Origin of the sequence: Paraburkholderia guartelaensis, from assembly GCF_004353905.1 — a bacterium.
Lineage (GTDB): Bacteria > Pseudomonadota > Gammaproteobacteria > Burkholderiales > Burkholderiaceae > Paraburkholderia > Paraburkholderia guartelaensis.
Window position 1 is genome coordinate 1 of sequence record NZ_SMOD01000012.1, and the last position, 19,013, is coordinate 19,013.

General features: G+C 63.2%; 15 protein-coding genes. 6 read left to right on the top strand and 9 right to left on the bottom strand.

What is annotated here, in order from left to right:
* The 3 genes from E1N52_RS17045 to E1N52_RS17055 form a co-directional block, all read right to left on the bottom strand.
* Positions 1 to 207 (bottom strand): transposase (locus E1N52_RS17045; RefSeq protein ID WP_484217452.1); only part of this gene is annotated, 207 nt, incomplete at its 3' end.
* 121 nt (positions 208 to 328) lie between these two features.
* Positions 329 to 886: a sugar O-acetyltransferase gene (locus E1N52_RS17050; protein ID WP_133183932.1), complete on the bottom strand. Its 558-nt coding sequence runs from the start codon at positions 884 to 886 to the stop codon at positions 329 to 331.
* Between the two features lie 38 nt (positions 887 to 924).
* Positions 925 to 2,823 (bottom strand): potassium transporter Kup, encoded by a 1,899-nt coding sequence (locus E1N52_RS17055; RefSeq protein WP_133183933.1) that lies wholly within the window; start codon positions 2,821 to 2,823, stop codon positions 925 to 927.
* A gap of 347 nt (positions 2,824 to 3,170) precedes the next feature.
* Between E1N52_RS17055 and E1N52_RS17065 the strand changes: the two genes are divergently transcribed.
* On the top strand, positions 3,171 to 4,442 hold the full coding sequence (locus E1N52_RS17065) for an NRAMP family divalent metal transporter (RefSeq protein ID WP_133183934.1): 1,272 nt from the start codon (positions 3,171 to 3,173) through the stop codon (positions 4,440 to 4,442).
* Here E1N52_RS17065 and E1N52_RS44075 read toward each other — a convergent pair.
* Positions 4,428 to 4,592 (bottom strand): hypothetical protein, encoded by a 165-nt coding sequence (locus E1N52_RS44075; RefSeq protein WP_165979397.1) that lies wholly within the window; start codon positions 4,590 to 4,592, stop codon positions 4,428 to 4,430. The genes E1N52_RS17065 and E1N52_RS44075 overlap by 15 nt on opposite strands.
* Positions 4,593 to 4,952: 360 nt before the next feature.
* Here E1N52_RS44075 and E1N52_RS17070 point away from each other — a divergent pair, with 360 nt between their 5' ends.
* Positions 4,953 to 5,174 (top strand): hypothetical protein, encoded by a 222-nt coding sequence (locus E1N52_RS17070; RefSeq protein ID WP_133183935.1) that lies wholly within the window; start codon positions 4,953 to 4,955, stop codon positions 5,172 to 5,174.
* 42 nt (positions 5,175 to 5,216) lie between these two features.
* On the opposite strand, the gene E1N52_RS17075 is transcribed toward E1N52_RS17070, so the two are convergent.
* Positions 5,217 to 6,113, bottom strand: coding sequence for a LysR family transcriptional regulator (locus E1N52_RS17075; protein WP_133183936.1), 897 nt, complete (start codon positions 6,111 to 6,113; stop codon positions 5,217 to 5,219).
* 123 nt (positions 6,114 to 6,236) lie between these two features.
* On the opposite strand from E1N52_RS17075, the gene E1N52_RS17080 reads away from it, so the two are divergent.
* From E1N52_RS17080 to E1N52_RS17090, 3 genes are all read left to right on the top strand, one after another.
* Positions 6,237 to 7,340, top strand: a complete 1,104-nt coding sequence (locus E1N52_RS17080) for a M14 family metallopeptidase (protein WP_133183937.1) — start codon at positions 6,237 to 6,239, stop codon at positions 7,338 to 7,340.
* 167 nt (positions 7,341 to 7,507) lie between these two features.
* Entirely contained in the window at positions 7,508 to 8,713 is a 1,206-nt protein-coding gene (locus tag E1N52_RS17085) for a porin (protein ID WP_133183938.1), read from the top strand.
* Positions 8,714 to 8,990: 277 nt separating this feature from the next.
* Positions 8,991 to 11,207: a TonB-dependent receptor gene (locus E1N52_RS17090; RefSeq protein WP_246089101.1), complete on the top strand. Its 2,217-nt coding sequence runs from the start codon at positions 8,991 to 8,993 to the stop codon at positions 11,205 to 11,207.
* 36 nt (positions 11,208 to 11,243) lie between these two features.
* On the opposite strand, the gene E1N52_RS17095 is transcribed toward E1N52_RS17090, so the two are convergent.
* On the bottom strand, positions 11,244 to 12,719 hold the full coding sequence (locus tag E1N52_RS17095; RefSeq protein ID WP_133183940.1) for an MFS transporter: 1,476 nt from the start codon (positions 12,717 to 12,719) through the stop codon (positions 11,244 to 11,246).
* Between the two features lie 159 nt (positions 12,720 to 12,878).
* Between E1N52_RS17095 and E1N52_RS17100 the strand changes: the two genes are divergently transcribed.
* Positions 12,879 to 13,757: a LysR family transcriptional regulator gene (locus E1N52_RS17100; protein ID WP_133183941.1), complete on the top strand. Its 879-nt coding sequence runs from the start codon at positions 12,879 to 12,881 to the stop codon at positions 13,755 to 13,757.
* Between the two features lie 30 nt (positions 13,758 to 13,787).
* Here E1N52_RS17100 and E1N52_RS17105 read toward each other — a convergent pair whose 3' ends face one another.
* The 3 genes from E1N52_RS17105 to E1N52_RS17115 all read right to left on the bottom strand — a co-directional run bounded on the left by E1N52_RS17105 (position 13,788) and on the right by E1N52_RS17115 (position 18,465).
* Complete coding sequence (locus tag E1N52_RS17105) at positions 13,788 to 15,914, bottom strand: D-(-)-3-hydroxybutyrate oligomer hydrolase (protein WP_133183942.1); 2,127 nt, start codon at positions 15,912 to 15,914, stop codon at positions 13,788 to 13,790.
* A gap of 234 nt (positions 15,915 to 16,148) precedes the next feature.
* Positions 16,149 to 17,249, bottom strand: coding sequence for a TAXI family TRAP transporter solute-binding subunit (locus tag E1N52_RS17110; protein ID WP_133183943.1), 1,101 nt, complete (start codon positions 17,247 to 17,249; stop codon positions 16,149 to 16,151).
* A 61-nt stretch (positions 17,250 to 17,310) separates the two neighbouring features.
* Positions 17,311 to 18,465 carry a zinc ribbon domain-containing protein gene (locus E1N52_RS17115; RefSeq protein WP_133183944.1) on the bottom strand — a complete coding sequence of 385 codons (1,155 nt, stop codon included), beginning with the start codon at positions 18,463 to 18,465 and terminating at the stop codon, positions 17,311 to 17,313.
* Positions 18,466 to 19,013 lie beyond the last annotated feature (548 nt).

Sequence of the window (19,013 nt, forward strand, 5' to 3'; positions counted from 1 at the left end):
CATGGCTCGCAGCAACTTCTCTGGCGCGATGCTCGGCCGCCCGCCCTTTATGTCCGCTTCGTACATCTGGGCGAACTGTCGATCCATCTTCGCCAGCGCTTCATTCGCCATCACGCGGATCGAACGCAACGGATGCGACTTGGGGACGAAGTCGTCCAGCTTGCGCATGGAAAACAGACTCTCGGTGAATGTGTCGGCGCCGCGCATGATCTCCAGGGGACAAGTAGTGGTCCATCTATCAACGCCTCACGAGCTCTGCGCGATGACGTGTTTAAGCGGTATTTCAGCGGCCTGCTAGAGCGGATTTTCAAACTGAGGGGGCAGTACGTTATTCCGCAATCGAACGAATGACGCGTGCCGGATTGCCGCCGACAAGCGTATTCGGGGGAACGTCTTTGGTGACCACCGATCCTGCCGCCACCACCGAGTTCTCGCCGACGGTCACGCCGCCGATGATGGTCGCGCCGGCGGCGATCCAGACGTTCCTCTCGATCACAATGGGCTTGGCGACGACCCCGTCGCGCCGACGGGAAGGTTCGATGGGATGACCGGACGTGATGAGGCTCACGTTCGGGCCGATCATCACGTCGTCGGCAATGTCGAGGCCGCCCAGGTCATAGAACGTGCAATTCTGGTTGACGAAGACATTGCGACCGACGCGGATCTCGACTCCACCCGTCGTGTAGAACGGCGGGATCAATAGAAAGCTGTCGTCGACCTTCTTGCCGATGAGTTCGCTGAACAAGGCCCGGACCTCATCGGCGTCGTTGAAGGTCAAGCGGTTCATCGAGGCGGTGATGGCCATCGCGCGTTTGAGGTTGGCCGTCATGGCCGCGGATTCCGGCGTTCGTCTGGGGATCATCGTAGTGCGGTCGTCATTCGCCATGCGTTGTTTTTCTCCAGTGATACGCCGGATCGTGTGCCTTAGATGTTGATCTGGCCACCCATCTCGACAACCCGGTTGGCGGGCAGGCTGTAGTACTCGGCCGCCTGCGCCGCGTTGCGCGCCATGAACGCGAACAGCTTCTCGCGCCACAACGACATGCCTTTGCTTTGCGCCGTTGCAAGGATCGTGTCGCGGGCGAGGAAGAACGACGTCGCCGCGGGCTCGTACTGCCAGGTCGGTATCTGTTTCTGCACGAGCAGAAGCAGTGCCGGCACGTTGGGCATTTCCATGAAGCCATGGCTCGCCGCGACCGCGTAGCATCCATGCCCAAGATCGCTAACCGAGACCTTCTCGTGTTCGGGTACGTGCGGAACGTTCTCGGTCGTGCCGGCCAGGAAGATATTGGTCTCGTGCATCACGCCGTTATGCTTGAGATTATGCATGAACGCGCTCGGCGTCATGCCGGGCACGCCGCCCGGAAACACAGCCGTTCCGCCCACGCGCGGAGGCGGGTGCGATCCATCGCACAAGGAGTGAATGAATGCCGGAAGCGGCAGGTTGTCGCTTTTCACGCGCTCGACGACCATTTCCCGCCCGCGATGCCATGTCGTCATGATCGTGAACAGCACGCCGCCTGCCAGCAGCGGGAACCATCCGCCATCGAGGACCTTGCCCGCATTGCTCGCGACGAATATCGCATCCACGACGGCGAGCGGCCCGATCACCGCCAGCGTCGCGACCGGTTTCCAGTTCCACAGGCAGTGGGTGATGAAGTACATGAGCAGCGTCGTGAGCAGCATCGTCGAAGCGACCGCAATGCCGTAGGCGGCCGCGAGGTTATCGGAAGACCGGAAGAACACGACGAGGAATACGACCGCCGCATAGAGCGAGATGTTGATGAACGGCACGTAGACCTGACCGACTTCATGTGTCGAAGTGTGGACGACGGGGATGCGGGGCAGCAACCCGAGCTGGACAGCCTGCTTCGTCATCGAAAATGCGCCGGAAATGACGGCCTGCGAAGCGATGATCGTCGCCGCCGTTGCGAGGAGCACCAACGGGAGCAGTGCCCAATCGGGCGCCTGGGAGAAGAATGGCTGCGTGAGCGCCGAAGGCTTCGACAGCACGAGCGCGGCCTGGCCAAAGTAGTTGAGAATGAGGCTCGGCAGCACGAGCAGCAGCCACGCGAGCCGGATCGGCGTCTTGCCGAAGTGTCCCATGTCCGCATAGAGTGCTTCGCCGCCCGTCAACGCAAGGAAGACGGAGCCGAGGACGACGAATGCCGTGCCGGGTGCGTGCGCCACGAAGCTCAAGGCGTAAGACGGCAATGCGCCGCGCAATATGCCGGGGTTGCTTGCGATATGAGCAACGCCGAGTACCGCGAGCGTCAGGAACCAGACGATCATGACCGGCCCGAAGACTTTTCCGACCGTGGCCGTGCCGTGTTTTTGAAGCTTGAACAGGCCGGTCAGGATAACGAGTGCGATAGGCACGACCCACGTGGCCAGATGAGGATTCACGAGTTCGACGCCTTCCACGGCCGAAATGACCGAGATCGCTGGCGTGATCATCGAGTCGCCGTAAAACATCGCGGCGCCGAACACGCCGAGCGTGAGAAGCACGGTGCGCAGACGCACGGGCGCCACGCGAGCCGCCAGCGCCGTGAGCGCCAGGATGCCACCTTCGCCGTCATTGTCCGCACGCATGACGAAGCTCACGTACTTGAGTGTCACGACGACGATGATCGACCAGAGGATCAGCGAAACGATCCCGTATACGTTGGTCTGGCTAATTCCGCCTGCGGCTTTCAGGCATTCGCGCAGTGTGTAGAGGGGGCTGGTTCCGATGTCGCCGAAAACCACGCCTATGGCGCCCAGAATCAGGGCGGGGGGGACGTCTGTAGTTTGACTGGGTGAACGCGCGGATATAGAGGCCATAGGTAAGGAAAATGAAAATCAACGTCCCTCGGGACGGGCTGCGGAGCACAAACGTCAGGCCTGGTCTCGCGACTGATGGGGGTAACGCGGACTTATGAAGACTGCGATCGGGAGGCAGGCGCCTCGTCTGCAACGTCCGCCCGATTGTCTCGAGCGTCCGGTTGCCTGAGACTCCCTATGCCCCAGATTGCAATCAGAAGGCCCCCACCAAAGCCGCATCCCAGAAGGAGCCAGGTCATCGTCATGTCGTATCCCCCAAGTGTGGTCGATGCGCGCAGGGAGAGCGCGTCCCGACCTGCACGTTACAATCGCGCGACAGATACTACAGGCGCATCCTTTCAGAACGCATGACCCGTCTCTCGACGCTCAAGCAAACCGTAACGCGAGCACTGCGCCGGCTCGCCCTGTGGGGCCCAGGGCTGCTCGTGATGCTGGCCGACTGCGACGCCGGAAACGTCGTGACGGCCGCGCAGGCTGGCGCGCAAACGGGGCTGCGGCTGTTGCCCGTGCTGCTTGCGCTCGTCCCGCTGCTCTACATGATTCAGGAACTGACCGTGCGCCTCGGCATATTCACCGGGCGCGGTTATGGCGAACTCATCCGCTCGCGCTTCGGACCGGTTTGGGCGGCGCTCGCCGCGGCCGGACTGGTCGTGGCCGTGCTCGGGTCGCTCGTGACGGAGTTCACTGGCGTTGCCGGCGTAGGGGAAATGTATGGCGTATCGCGTGCCGTCACGCTGCCGCTCGCCGTCATCCTGTTGACAGGCATCGTGCTCACGGGCTCGCACAAGCGCGTAGACCGGATCGCCATTGCCATCGGTGCATTCGACCTGACGTTCTTCGCCGTCGCGTGGAGTGCGCGCCACAAACTCCAGGTCATGGTCCCGCAGATGACTCACCTGGGGGGCGGCCGTGAAGCGGGCTATCTGGCGGCGGCGCTCATTGGCGCGACGTTCAATCCGTGGATGGTGTTCTATCAGCAGGCAGCGGTTGCGGACAGCCTCACTGCGAAAGACTTCACGTCGGCCAGAGTCGAGACGGCGGTCGGCGCAGTCCTCACGCAATTGCTGACGGCAGCGGTGCTCGTCGCTGCGGCAGCAACGCTGTCGTCGCATGGCGAGCCGCGCTCCCTCGATAGCATCGGCGAAATCAGCAATGCGCTCGTCGCCGTAACGGGCCCGTTTGCGGGCCGCCTGCTATTTGGCGCGGGCGTGCTCGGTGCGGCGCTGGTGGCCGCCATCGTGAGTTCGCTCGCACTGGCGTGGGGACTCGGGGATGTGTTTGGATACCGCGCTTCGCTCGAGGTCCGTCCCGGGCAGGCGCCCTGGTTCTATGGCGCGTATGTGCTGGCGGTTGCAGGCAGTGCCTGGGCTGTCTGGCTCGCACCCGACCTCGTGTCCTTGAACGTCGCGGCGCAAGTGGTCAACACGTTGATGCTGCCGCTCGTGTTGGGGTTGCTCGTCGCGCTTAGCGTCACCGCGCTGCCACAACGGTATCGGCCTCGCGGACTTTATTTGTGGCTCGTGGTTTTCATGGGTGCGGTCGTGTGTGCCGGGGGTGCGTGGGGCGCGGTGCAGGGTTTGCGTCCTTTACCCGCGATCCCTGGCTTACAGATTCTTTAATAACGCGTAGTAGACGGCGGCAAACACGACAACGATGCCGATGTTCACGGCCAGCCGTAGCCAGAACAGATTTTTCAGGAAAATCACATCCACGCCGACGATAACGGCTATCAACAACAAGATGTAAATCGCAACGTACACGTTTCTCATCGTTTCAATCGCCAGTCAAAAGATTCCGGTTGCCCACTGCCATGGAATCAGGATACGCCCAGACCGCGCGTGACCGCACATCCCTATGTTTCGATTCATTTCACCTCCTGGTGCGGCGCATCAGCCAACATCGCCGGAGTCTGCCGGATCTGCGTTTACCGGTTTCTGCTGATTTGTTGCTATCTTGCTGAAATCGATGTTGCGAAAGGCTTTTCTGGCTATAGTTAAAGTGCTTTCTCAGACACTTGATGCGACGCGGTAAGAATTGCGCCTTGCATCAAGAGCGTCCGGTTTGCGCAGGGTGTTTTCGCGGTTGCGTGCGAAAAGGCTGCAAAACTAACCGATCTCTGGGAGGACCCGATGAGAAGCACGAAGGCGCAGTCGCTGCGTTATCAGGTCGAAAAATGGCTCGCACCCACCACGCCAGTGCATGTCACCGCGTTTGGCCATACCCCCTCGGGCAGAGCGCGTTATGTGTGCGTGGAAACGCGTCAGACAACGGGATTACACGCGCTGTTCTTCTTTCAGCACGACGACGGTTACTGGAACGTGTTTCCTCCCGTGGGTGAAGAGGCGCTGTGATGCGGAAAATATAGTTAGGCATCCAATATAAGCGAACGCATTTCACTGCATCGCCGCTTCTTCGATGCAGGCGAGAAAGCGCGAGGCCGCCGAGGTAAGCGGGCGCTCGCGCCTTTGCACGACGTAGACGTCCATGTCGGGAAATGACTCGCTGATCTTCAGCTCACGGATCCTGCGACGCTTCATCTCGAGCTCGAACGTCGGCAACGTGGCCACGCAAATCACATCGGTCTTCGCGATCAACGCGACAGACGGCGCCAATGCCTGGCAGCGCATGATCCTGCTGGGTGCGGACAGACCCAGCGAGTGGAAGTAGGCGCTAAACCCCTTGTCGATCTGGTCGCCGGGCTCGCAAGGCACGAGCCATTCCGCGGTATGCAGCATCGACATCGAGCGTGCCTGCGCGAGCGGATGGCCCTGGCGCGCCACGACCAGTAGCGGCATCGACATGATTTTTCGGCACTCGACGAAATCGGGCCATTGTGTGTCCGCCACCGCCGTGATGACCGCGAAATCGGTGTCTCCGTCACGCAGCGCGTGGAGTGCGGCAGGTAGCGCCAATTCGCGAACGGTCACCGATGTATCGGGATTCTGCGCACGAAACTGCCCAAACGCCTGAGGCAGCAAGGCACAGGCAACGGCCGACGAGACGGACACGGCGACCTCACCGCCTGCGCCATTGAGCATGGTCGACAGTTCTTCATGAATGTGCCGCACGTCGTTGACCAGCATGCGTGCGCGGCGCTGAAACACGACGCCATATTCGGTGAGCACCACGCCGTTGACCGAACGCACGACGAGCGGCACGCCTAACGTCCTTTCCAGCTCGCGGATCGTGACCGTGACGGCGGGTTGCGTCAAACGCAACGCGCGCGCGGCGCCATGCAGGCTGCCCTGCTCGGCGACACTCAGGAATACCCGCAATTGACGAAGTTTCATTCTGCTCCAGGAGATAAAAAAGCGTTATCAAGGCCGTTTTTTTATTGCCTTGTGCGCCGGTGCGTTAGTCATGATCATTGTGACCGAACGCACGGCTCGCGTGCATCTCATCGGGGTCACCGCATGGTAATAAAAAAATATTTCTCCGCTTCCTATGCGCAGGCGCGTGAGAGGTTCACGGAGGCGGCTCGCGCTGGCGGGTTCGAACTGAAGCAGATCGTGCATCCCACGGCGCTCGGTCCCGATGGCGGGAGCCTGTCGATCGATCTCGCGATCCACGCACCTGAGGGCGCTCGTTCGCTGCTCATCGTCACGTCGGGCACGCATGGGGTCGAGGGATTCTGTGGATCGGGTTGTCAGGTCGGGTTGCTCGACGATGCGGCCTTCCTTGCCGAGGCGAAACGGCGCGGCGTCGCGCTGTTGATGATTCACGGCGTAAACCCGTACGGATTCGCGCATCTGCGCCGGGTGAACGAAGACAACGTCGATCTGAATCGCAATAGCGCGGACTATTCGACGCTGGCCGATTCGAATCCCGGGTACGGAGAACTCGATCCGTTGCTGCTGCCGGCATCCTGGCCGCCCGACGCGGCCAACCAGGCCGCTCTCGGGGCTTACATTCAGACGCATGGAGAAGAGGCGCTGCGCAATACGGTGTCGAAGGGCCAGTACGCCGTGCCGGACGGAATGTTCTACGGCGGGGCGAAAACCAGTTGGAGCACACAGGCCGTTCACTCGATTTTGCGCGCGCACGTTGGCGGCTATCGCCGGTTTGCGTGGATCGATCTTCATACAGGACTGGGCCCGTATGGTCACGGTGAAAAGATCTTCATGAGCACGGATCGCTCCGAACTGCAGAGAGCACGGCGCTGGTGGGGCAACGACGTGAAGCCGATCCATGAACCGGGTTCGATTTCGGCCGACGTGCAAGGCCCGATCATCACGCTCTCGTACGACGAGTTCCCAGGCGTCGAAAAGACGACGCTAGGCCTCGAATTCGGCACTTACGAACCCTTGCACGTGTTGCAGGCGCTGCGCGCCGATCACTGGCTCCACCGTCACCCGGAAACCGGGGCCGCCGCCGCTGCACAGATCCGGCAAAACCTGAAAGACGCGTTCTACTGCGACAACGACGAATGGAAGGGGCTGGTTCTCGGGCAGATGCGTGTCGTGGCCTGGCAGGCTGTCGCTGGACTGTCCGAAAGTGATTCGGACGTAACCGCTTAGAAGCGACGCCAGGTTTCATTCAGAAAGCGTAGCGGGGACATAAAACGCCAGGCTCCATCGAAGATCGAACGAAATATATTTCGGAATCCGAATTTATAGATTCGAAATCGTCATCGGCGAGACGGCGCATAACGACTTCAAAGACCATATCTAAAGGCAGGAGACTCATGAAGATGGTGAAGCAATGGAAATGGCCGCTCAAGGCAGGTGTGGCCGCAGCGGCGCTCTGTGCGGCAAGCGCGGCGTATGCGGACGGGAGCGTGACGCTGTACGGTATCGCCGATGTTGGAGTGATGTATCTGAGTCATTCGACTCCGGAATTCAATGGCAGCACGGGGACTGGCCACGTTTTCCAGCTTACCAACGCGGGCTACTCGCCTTCGCTGTGGGGTTTGACGGGCAAGGAAGATCTGGGCGGCGGCGTCAAGGCGGAATTCAAGCTCGAAAGCGGTATCAATCTGGCCAACGGCGGATTCGATAATCCGGGCGGCAATAACGGGCTATTCAACCGTATTGCCGAGGTCGGTTTGTCGGGCGACTTTGGCAAGGTCATGGCAGGCCTGCAGATCTCGCCGTTCTTCAACATCATTTACGCACTCGATCCGCGCGGTGCCGGCGAATTCGGCAGCATTCTCACTCCGGTCAGCGAAAACAGCCTGATCGCCTCGGTCTTCATGCCCAATGCGGTGTCTTATACGTCACCGGACATAGGCGGGTTCCAGGCGGCGGGCCTGTTCGCACTGGGCGGTGTGGCGGGTTCGTTCCAGACCGGCCGCGCGTGGTCGGTCAGCGCGAGGTACACCAACGGCACGTTCCTCGCCGCGGCGGCATACATCAGCGCCAACAACGCAGCCGATAGTGCACTCGCGAGCGTCGGCGAACTCTATCCGATCAACGTCCGCGCTTATACCGCGGGGATGAGCTACAAATTCGGAGGGCTGATTGCCAAGGCAGCGTTCGCCAACTTCAGGGCGAACAGCGTGCCGGTCTCGGTGAACCCGGCACTGATGTATTCGACCAATACCAGTGTGAACGTCTATAGCGGTGGCTTCGATTATTTTCCGCTGCCGTACCTCGATGTGAATGCCGGCGTGTACTACCAGCAGGATCGCGTGAACTCCGGGGGGCACTCGGTGATGGGTGCGATCGGCTCTCAATTCTTCCTCTCGAAGCGCACCTCGCTGTATGCGCAGGTCGGCCTCGTCAACAACACGTGCGCGCACAACGGTGTGTGTCTGGGTTCGGGTCTTTCCGTCGAGAGCGGCGGCAGTGGGGTGGGGGGACTGCAAGGTCTCGGGTTGGCTGCCGAGGGTCTCGGTCTGCCGCCGGGCACGACGGTCGGCGCCAACCTCGGCATTCGCACGACCTTTTGATCCGGGCGACGCCCGACAATCGACATCGAGGCCGCTTCCCATAGGAAGCGGCCTCGATGCTTTTGGCCCCGAGGTTTTGAAAGCGGCACGCGATTCAGCGAGCCGTTGTCCACGCAACTTCCCCCCAAGAAAAACCGCCGTTCCCCTGTTGTTTAAGCAAGAATTTACATTACAATTGAGAATGCGTCTCAAAATCATTCAATGATGCCGCAGGCGCACCACCTCTTCGAACAACAACGACAGCCATATGCTTGAACGGGAAAACACACCAAGGCAAATGCGGCGCACCGCCGTATCCTGGACGGTCGAACGACTGCTGATGGGCTTGATGGCCACGGCCATCGCGCCATCGATTGCGTGCGCACAGAGTGCGGCGGCTGACCAGAGCGGCGCGCCGGCCACAGCAGCCGACGCCAGCCCGCCCGCCGTTACAAAGACGGACGCCCAGGAGCAAGCCGGCGTTCTGCCTGCGGTGTCCGTCAAGGCCACCGCCATGCCCGGCGAGCTGCCGGCTGCCTACGCGGGCGGTCAGGTGGCGCGGGGCGGCGGCATCGGCGTGCTCGGTACGGCAAACGTGATGGATCAGCCGTTCAGCACCACGAACTACACCGAGCAGATGATGCAGGACACGCAAGCGCGCACGCTTGCCGACGTCGTCGTGAACAACGCCTCCGTGCGCGCCGAGCAGAGCAGCGGCGGCTTCGGCGACGTGTTCCAGATTCGCGGCTTCGACGTCCAGGCGACCGACGTGGCGCTCAACGGGCTCTACGGCATGGTCTCGGCGAGCCGCATGCCGGTCAACCTCATGGAGCGTGTCGAAGTGCTCCAGGGCCCGGGCTCGCTCATGTACGGCATGGGGCCTTCGGGGAGCATTGGCGGCGCGATCAATATCGTCACCAAACGCGCCGACGACGATCCGCTCACGCGCCTCACGGCGCTGTACCAGTCGAGGGGGCAGTTCGGCGTGCAGGCCGATGTGGGCCGCCGCTTCGGCAGCGACGGCCAGTGGGGTATCCGCGTGAACGGCCAGTACAAGGACGGGCAGACGGGCATCGCGCACGGCAACCAGAGCCAGGGCAATGGGGCCGTCGCGCTCGACTACCGCGGCGAGAAGCTGCGCTGGTCGCTCGACGCGTACAACATCTCCGAGAATACCGACGAATTCCGCCCGCAAATCGGCCTCGGCACGGCCACGGCGGTGCCGGCGGCCCCGTCGTCCTGGACCAACTTCTATCCCGGTTCGAAGCTGAGGCTGCGCGATTCGGCGGTCACCACGCGGCTCGAGTACGACGTCAACCGGTACCTCACCGTGTATGGCGCGGCGGGCGAACACTACGGCACGTCGCAGCAGAATTTCCCGTGGGCGAGCGGCATGACCGCCGCGGGGGACTTCAACGTGATGAACGGCTACTACGACGCGTACAACCGCACGCGCACCGTCGACGCCGGTGTGCGACTCCACTTCGACACGTTCGGCGTGAAGCACACACTGGTTGCGGGCGCGACGTCACTGAACGAGGAGCAGGGCTATTTCTACGCGCTCTCGGATTCGTCCGTCGCCTCGAATCTCTACAACCCCACGCCTCTGCCTGCCATGACGACGCCGCGCGGCGACGCCCAGCGCTCGAACCACACGCGCCTCGACAGCCAGCAGCTGATCGACACGATGTCGTTCTGGAACGACCGTCTGCTGCTCACGGGCGGCTTCCGGCGTCAGGTCATCGGCGTGGACGACTACGACCCTACGACGGGCGATCGCACGGATTCGTATGTGAAGCAGGCGATCACGCCGCTCGCGGGCATCGTCTTCAAGCCGTGGTCCAACATTTCCGTCTACGGCAACTTCACGTCGGGGCTCACGAACGGCAGCACCGCGCCGGTTGGCACCGCGAACGCGGGCCAGGCCTTCGCACCCTACAAGTCGAATCAGTACGAGGCGGGCGTGAAAGCCGACTGGGGCCGCGTAATGACCACGGTGTCGGTGTTCCAGCTTTCGCAGCCCAATGGCGTGACGAATCCGGTGACGAACGTCTATGGCTACGACGGCACGACGCGCGTGCGCGGTCTCGAACTCGCCGCTTATGGCGAGGCGTTTCGCCACCTGCGTTTGATGGCGAGCGCAACGTTCTACGACGCGAAGCTGCGCAATACGGCTGGCGGCGCGACCGACGGCAACGAGCCGGTAGGCGTGCCGAACTTCGCGTTCAATCTAGGCGCGGACTACGACTTGCCGTGGGTGCAGGGCCTGAGCGTGAACGCCCGCGTCATCCACACGGGTGCGCAGTATTACGACGCCGCCAATACGTTGCGCTTGCCGTCGTGGACACGCTACGACATTGGCGCTCGGTACAGCACGCGGATCGCCCAGAAGAGCGTGGTGTTCCGCGCGAACGTAGAGAACCTGTTCGGCAGCCGCTACTGGATCCAGCAGGGCACCTACCTCACGACCTCCGCGCCGCGCACCGTACTGCTCTCCGCGCAAGTCGACTTCTGATAGGGAGGAGTCCGTAGCAGATCACCGCGTATTCCGTTAGATGCTGGGACCGTTCGCATGCGTGCGCCGATGCAGCGGTCCCAGCGCGGTGGAGAGCAGCGCGCAAGGCAGCAGGATCGCGACGAGTGCGAACATCGTCGTCCTGAACGCATGTGCGTAGTCGATGACGCCGGGCGCGGCGCCGAGCGTCGAGAAGAACAGACCGCCTAGCGTGGCCGCGCCGACGGCGGCGCCGATCTGCAGCGTTGCCGTGACCATGCCCGAGGCGATGCCTGCGCGCTCGGGCTCCACTTCGGCCAGCACGATGCGCACGACGGAGGGCAAAACGAGCCCCTGCCCGATGCCGATCGCCGCGAGTCCGAGATAGAAGCCGGCGCCGGGCTGTGCCACACCCGCGAGCGCAGCGGCAATCGCAAGCCCGCCCGCGAGCATCACGAAGCCCAGCGTCAACACGCGATAGCCGCCAACCCGGTGCACGAGGCGCGGCATCAGCAGCGGGCTGGAAAGAAAGCCGATGCCGAACGGCAGGATCGCGAGTCCCGAAGCGAGCGGCGTCCAGTGCAGGCCGCCTTGAAGATAAATGCCGTAGGTCAGGAAGAACGCGCTCATCGTATAGAAGAGGAATGCCAGCACGAGACCGAGCGCGATGACCGGATTGCGGAAGAGCCGCACGTCGAGCAGGGGATCCTTGCCGTTGACGAGGCTGCGCCACTCCACGCGCAGCAGCAAACCCAGCATGGGCAGCGAGCCGGCGAGGCAGGCGAGCATCCACCACGGCCAGCCCGACTCGCGTCCGCGCGTGAGCGGATAAACGAGCATCAGCAGAAACAGCGAAAGCAGCAGGGTGCCCGGCACGTCGATGCGCTTGCCGCGCGGCGGCCGGCTTTCCGGGATGAAGCGCCAGCTGCCGATGAGCGCGAACACGCCGATAGGCAGGTTGACGAGAAAGATCGCGCGCCAGCCCAGACCGAACGGGTGCAGGCTGATGAGCGCGCCGCCGCCAAGCTGGCCAATCACGGCGGCCACGCCGAAAACGAATGCATAAAGCCCCATCACGCGCACCTGCTCGTGCGGCGTGAATACGCTGCGAATCGTGGCGAGCACCTGCGGCGCAAGGGTCGCGGCGAACAGGCCTTGCAGGATGCGCCCGGCGACGAGCGCCGTGCCGCTCGTGGCGAGGCCGCAGAACGTGGAGGCGACGACGAAGCCCGCCATGCCGACCATGAAGATGCGCTTGCGGCCGTACAGGTCGCCGAGGCGCCCGCCGGTGATCAGCATGACGGCATTCGCGCACGCGTAGGCCGAGACGACCAGCTGGAGTTCGGATGCGTTCGCGCCGAGTCCATCGCGGATGGCGGGCAGCGCGAGGTTCACGATGAAGTAGTCGAGCGGCGGCAGAATCGCGCCCACCAGCAAAACGACCAGCGCCCAGCCGTGATGGCCGTGGCTGGTATCAGCGGCGACGGCGGCGCGAGGCGCCACGGCGCAGGCGGCGTACGTGTTATCAGACATGAGTGTGCTCAGCGATAAAGGGCCGGATTTCGTCAGGCTGCGCTATCCAGCAGGCGCGCAGCGTGAGCGTCTAGCCGACATTGTGATCAACCTCGATCAGACGGAAAAGCGGGAATTGATGGTACTATTCATCGAGTTACTCGATGGATGTGGGATGTCATGCGCGGCTTCGAATTCGACCAGTTGAAGACGTTCGCGGCTGTGGCGAACGTGGGCAGCCTTTCGGCGGCGGCGCCGTTGCTGCACCTTTCGCAATCCACGATCAGCGAGCAGGTGCGCAAGCTCGAAGCGCGCGCGGGTGTTCCGCTCTTTCTGCGCAGCAAACGCGGCGTGGAACTCACGCCCGCGGGCACGCGCCTGCTCGAACATGCGCGGCGTCTCGTGGCGCTCAACGAAGCCGCCTTCGACGAGGTGCGCGGTCAGGCGATCAAGGGAGAGCTGCGCGTCGCGATCACCGAATACTTCCGCACCAACGAGGTGGCCGGGTTGCTCGTACGGCTGCGCGACTGCTATCCGCAGCTGAGCTTGCACGTGAGCGCGATGAAGAGCGCCGATATCGAGGTCGCATATGCGAAGCGGCAGATCGATCTCGGCGTGGTCATGCATCTGTCGAGCGGCCCGTTCCGGCCCGCCGCCACCGACGCGGACGCGCGCTGGGAGTTGCTGCGCGAACCGCTCTACTGGGTCGCGTCGCCGACGCTCGCCGAGCAGTTGCCGCAAGCGTTGCCGCTCGTCCTGCTGCCGGGTGACTGCATGATGCACCAGGTCGCGGTGCGCTCGCTCGAAGAAAACGACATCCCGTACGTGCTCGTTCACAGCGCGTCGGGCGTGGCCGGGCTGCAGTCGATGCTCGCAGCCGGCCTGGGCGTGGGCTGCCTGTGCGCATCGGCAATCGGCGAGGGCCTCGTGCGGCTCGGCCCGAAGCACCGGTTGCCGACGTTGCCGGACGCCGTGTTCTCGCTCATGCCGCCGCATCCCGGCGAAGGGGACACCGTGACACAAGCGAGGGAAGTGCTGGCGCGGCAACTGCTGGTGTGATGCGGGTGCCGCGCCAGCGTGCTTCGTGCCTCAATGCGGCACGTTCACGACGCCGTCGTTCGCGCGAATCGCATTGCTGCCCGGATTCTCCACGATGGCCGGCAGGTTCGCGAGACCCAGCGGCGGCGCGGCGCCCGGGCTGCCGCCGCGCGGGATCGTGCGGATGACCTGGGAAGGCGGCAGCGGCGTGCCATTCTTCAGGTGATTCCACATCAGATTGAGCGCTGCGATGTTGTAGTAGTGAACCGGCACGAAGTGCGTATCGAAACCCGGCACGGCGAGGAACGCATCGAAGTGCTGCCCGTTCATCACCTCGTACAGCGACAAGCGACTGCGCGAACCTTCCCGTTCGCTGTTCGCCGCGAGATACGCGCGCGAAGCATGATTGATCGGCACGAGCGCGTCGCTGCGGCCTTGCACGATGATCGCGGGCTTGCCGTGCAGGTTCGCATTCACGCTGATCGCCTGGACGCTCTGGCGCATGCGCGGATCGCCCTTCGTCCACAACGCGCGCAGACATGCCGCGCCCGCGAAGCTGGCGTCGGGCGTGGCGAGCCGATGGTCGGCGCCGCCTGGCGGCGTGACGTTGTAGACGAGATTGACGCCATTGGTCGGCGGCACGCCGTTGCCTACGCCAAAGATGGTCAACATGGGCGAGATGGAGGGCGCAACGCCCGCGGCGCCCGTCGAAGCGTTCGTCGTACCAAAGCTGAATCCGCACAGGTTGTCGAGCACGCTCGACCTCGTGTACGCATCCGCGTAGGTCACGGCAACAGCCGGCACGGCCTGCGAATCCCACATCGGCGCGTGTAGCAGATCGGAGTCCGCTTCATAGCCGGCCTCATGCAGGCGTGCGAGCGCGTCGTTTGCCTGCGCCTGCGTGTCGCTACCGCGGATGTACCCTGCCGCCGCAAGCGATGTGCAGCGTGCCTGGCGAATCGCGGTCGTGGTCGCAACGGGCAGCGCCGTGAGATAGGGCGCGCCGGCGGCGGCGTCCGCGAGCGCGGCGCAGGGCTGCAGCAGGTTCGCAAGCGTCATGTAGTCGGCCAGCGGTTTGCCGGCTGCGGCAATGCGCTGACCGCCTTCCTTGACTTGCGCATCACCGGGCATGCGCACGTTGATCTGCGGTTCGCCCACCACGACCGCCGTGATCCACTTGCCCGTGTCTTCTTCGGCAGCGGCGAGCGACGCGCCGCCACCGTTGCTCACGGAAGCCGCGATCGTCGTGATGTCGCCGGGCGCGTAGCGCATGCCGTGATTCGATGCGTCGACGCGCGGCCCGAACTGCTGGTTGAGCACCCAGTACGCGAACTGGATCGCCTCGAGTGTGTCCTTGCCCCAGTCCGCTTCGGGGTTCAACTGCGAATGCGCGTGCTTGAACGCATAGCGGTTCGGAAACTTCTGGTTGTAGGCGGCGAGCGCGCCCGCTGGCACGTTCGCGGTGAAAATGCTCGTGCGTCCCGCCGTTGCAGCGTTGGCCGTGACGCCATCGATCAACGTCACGAGGCCGCTCATCAATTCTTCTGCGCCGTTGCCCGAGCCCTTGTCGGTGTAGGCGACCGCGCAGCCGCGCTTGAGTCCCCACTCGCCGGCCGCCGAGATCGCGCCGTACACGCCGCGCGAGCCCGACGACGTGGCGGTCACGATGCACGGGTTCGCCGGATCGAAGCTGGTCGGCACCTGCACGAGCAGGCTGACGTTCTGGCGGCCGCTGCCGTCGTCGGCAAACGCGAGATATTCGGTGCCGGCAATTTTGCCTTCACCCAGGGTGTCGTTGCCGTAGACATCGACGTTGGGCCCCCAGAAGCGGCCATAACCGCCGTTCGCGCTGATATCGACGAGCGCGCGATAGTTCGACCAGATCGCGAGCCGGCGCAGTTCCGCTGCCGTCGGGGCCGCGGGGTTCGCGATGGTCGGCTGCGCTCCGGCAAGCCCGGTTTTGCCGAGCCCGGCGGTCAGCAGATCGTCGCTGACGCCGTCGTAAGTGGTGGTTTGCAGACTGCTCGCCACCACGAACGGCGGCAGTCTGTTGGGTGCTGCGTGATTGCCGTTGTTTTCGGTGGCGTGTGCGCCGGGCACGAGCGCCGCGCCTGCTATGGCGATTGCGGCGCTGAGGCGCGCCGCTTTACGCCGGATTGCGAACGGGGTATCTCTCATGGGTGTTTCCTTGTTTGTTGTTAGGGTAGGACGCACTGCATCGGGAAGACCGTTTCGACGTGCCGGCATCGCGGCACCCATGGACATTAGGACATCCTGAAAGCAGATACCAGGAGAGATTGCATGCGGGCACAAGGGGATCGCCTTCCACGCCTTGCTGGCGTTGGAAGGGTCCACTTGCTTGCTGTTCACGCGCGATGGGGAGCGCGTACGGCTGGCGGATTCGCTGCGGGATTATTTGCAGAGCAGGAGCAGGCGCTCCTGATCCGAGCATGGCCGGCCGTCGACTTTTTGTGCGGCGGGAGCACCTTGCGCTGCGGTCGAACCCGTGGCGGCCTGCATCGCGGCGCGATGCGCGAAACACGCCTTCAGGCGTCGCTCAACGGGCGGATAGTATTGCCAGCCTTTGCCGAGGCCCGGTAGATCGAGCTTCACCTGCTTCCACTTCGGATGGCCGTGCTCCTGCAGGTTGTCGAAGTTCGCGCAGAGCGAATCGGCAAAGCGCTTCAGGTTGCCGACCGTATCGCGCAGGTTGTAGTCATAGGTGACGAGAAAGGCCTTGACCGTCCACGTCGGCACGTCTTCCTTGAGCCAGTTCGGGTAGCTCGACACGTGGATCGTCGCGGGGTAGTAGGTTTGCTTCGCGCGCGCCGTTTCTGGCGCGTTCGCATCGACGCGCAGGAAACGGATCTGCTGCAGTAGCTCGGGATTCATGTCGGTGAAGAGCTTGGCGGGTTGCCCGGCGACGATGATCGCCACGTCGATCTTCTTGACGATGAGCGCGGCCAGCGCGTCTTCGTTGCTCAGGTGTTGCGCGTTCTGCTCGGGAATCGGCTGGCCGAACATGAGCCGATACAGCGTCGTTGCCGACTGTGCCGTGCCGCTGCCGATCAGGCCGACGCTGATCACCTTGTCCTTGATCTCGTTGATCGTCTTCATCGGCGAGTCGTTACGCACGACGAAGTAAATCTCTTCGTCATAGAGCGGCATGATGAGCCGCAGCGGCCGTATCAGCGTGCCGGCCTCTTCGTTGCCGGAATTGGCCATGTCGACGTAGGCCTGATAGACGTCGGACTGCACGAGCGCGAGCTTCACGCCGGGCTCGAAACGCATGCGCTGCACGTTTTCCGCCGAGCCTTTCGATGGGATCACTTCCAGGTCGATGCCGGCCGGCTGCGCGACCCATTTCGCCAGATCCTGGCCGATCTGGATGTACGTGCCGCGCTCCGGGCCGGTTACGATCTTGTAGTTCGCGTCTGCTGCGGCGGCGAGCGCGGCCGTAGAGAAAAGCTGAGTGATCAGCACCGCCAGTCCCGCGAGTATCGCTTTCAGCATGGTCTCTCTCCTGCCCCGGTGTATGTTGTACGGCAGACTTCGATATGTTTTGGCATCCTGTTCAATGCGCGGCGCCTGGTGGCGCGGTGTGCTTCCAGCCGTTCTGCACGATCGCGCGCTCCTTTGCGTCGGCGCTGTTGTCGCCGCCCGCGGGACTGGCGGCCGTCGCGACGTTCGCCGCGGTCGTCGCATTCGCCGCGTTCATCGTGCCGGGCAGTGGGGGCGGCGATGCGCTAGTGTTCCAATCCTGCGACGACGGCAGCCGGACGGTGTTCGCGCCGCGCGGCAATGCCGCTGCCGTGTTCACTTGCGGGGCGCCATTGGGTGGGCTGAGCGGCTTCCAGGCCGTCGATACGATGGCGCGCTCCATCAACGATTGCGCGGTTTGACTGCTCGAATCGATCGCAAGCGCTTCCGAAGCCTGTTGCTGCACGCAGGCCCAGGCACGCTGCGCGACACAGCGGTCCGCGTTTTGCAACGCGCTATCGCGCCGTTGTTCGCGCGCCGCGATATCGTTTTGTATCGCGAGTGCCTCCTCGTTGTCCGCGTCGCGCGCGAGCACGGCATTGGCCGCGGCCTTTGCGTCGAACAGGTTGTTTTCCGCAAGGCTGGTACGGGCGACTCGCAGACCCTCGGCCGCGTCCGCGAATTGTGGCGCGGGGTGCGCGTTCGGCGGGGGCGATTGCGGCGCTGTGTGGGTCTGCCCACCGGCAGCAGGGGGCGTCTCGTCGGTCTCTTGCGCAGACGCATTGGTCGAAACCGAACCGCCCGAAGAGTGCAGGGTCTCTTCGCTGGCTGTGCCCTCCCGCTGGCGGTTCGTACCGAGCAGCAGGTATGTGCCGTACGCGAACGCAAAAAGGCAAGCGATCACGAACAGGCCCCTGGGAAAGATCCATTGCCCCATCTGCGAAAACCGCAACCCGTGTGGAAGCGCCAAGGCGTGCTGCGCGGCCTGCGGGTAGCCGGTGTCGAGCGATGGCCCGTCGGATGCGGGTACGGCCGCCTGCGCGAGCTTCGCGGCTGCGGGCGCGGGGGGCGCCGCGGCCGTGGCGCCGAGCGGTGTCAACGTGGCCTTCGGATGGGTGCCGAGCGAAACCCTGTCGAGTGGAAGATCCGTGCCGCAGTAAGGGCAGAATTCGAAGTTTTCGTACAGCAGTCCGCCGCAATGCTTGCACACTGCGGGGAAATTCTGGTCGCGACCAATCTGAGCGGACATGATCTCGTCCCACCGTTATGGCGATGCCATTTCGGCATGCTCAGAATCGTCGTTGAAGCGATCGGCAAGGCGTCGCGGAACTCACGATCTGCATGCGCAGGAAAGCGACGGGGCCCGACCGAGCGCAGCCGTCTGGAGAAAATATGGTTGATTTCGCACAGCGCGTCAATCTCCGCTGTTGCCCAGCACACATATGCTTGATGACTGAGTTCTGGTAAGGATAGCGTTGCGGAATTTTTTACCGTGCGGGCGATGAATGCCTTTTATTTATAAGAGTAGCTAAATAACCGGATGGGCTGCTTCACGGTCCCGCACCGAGCGAGAAGTATGGCCCCAATTGGATGCGTCGGCCGGCGCACGCAAGCCACGGAGTGCAACGGATTGCAATTTTTCAGCCAACCGTGGGGCATTGTCGAGCATTCATTCCACCAGTCGCTCACGGTCGCGTTGCAACGAGATCCCGCATCGCCGACCCGCATGCACGCTGCCGTTTCGCGCCCGACTCGATTGCTGCACACGCAACGAATCAGCGCGCATAGGTTCAGAAA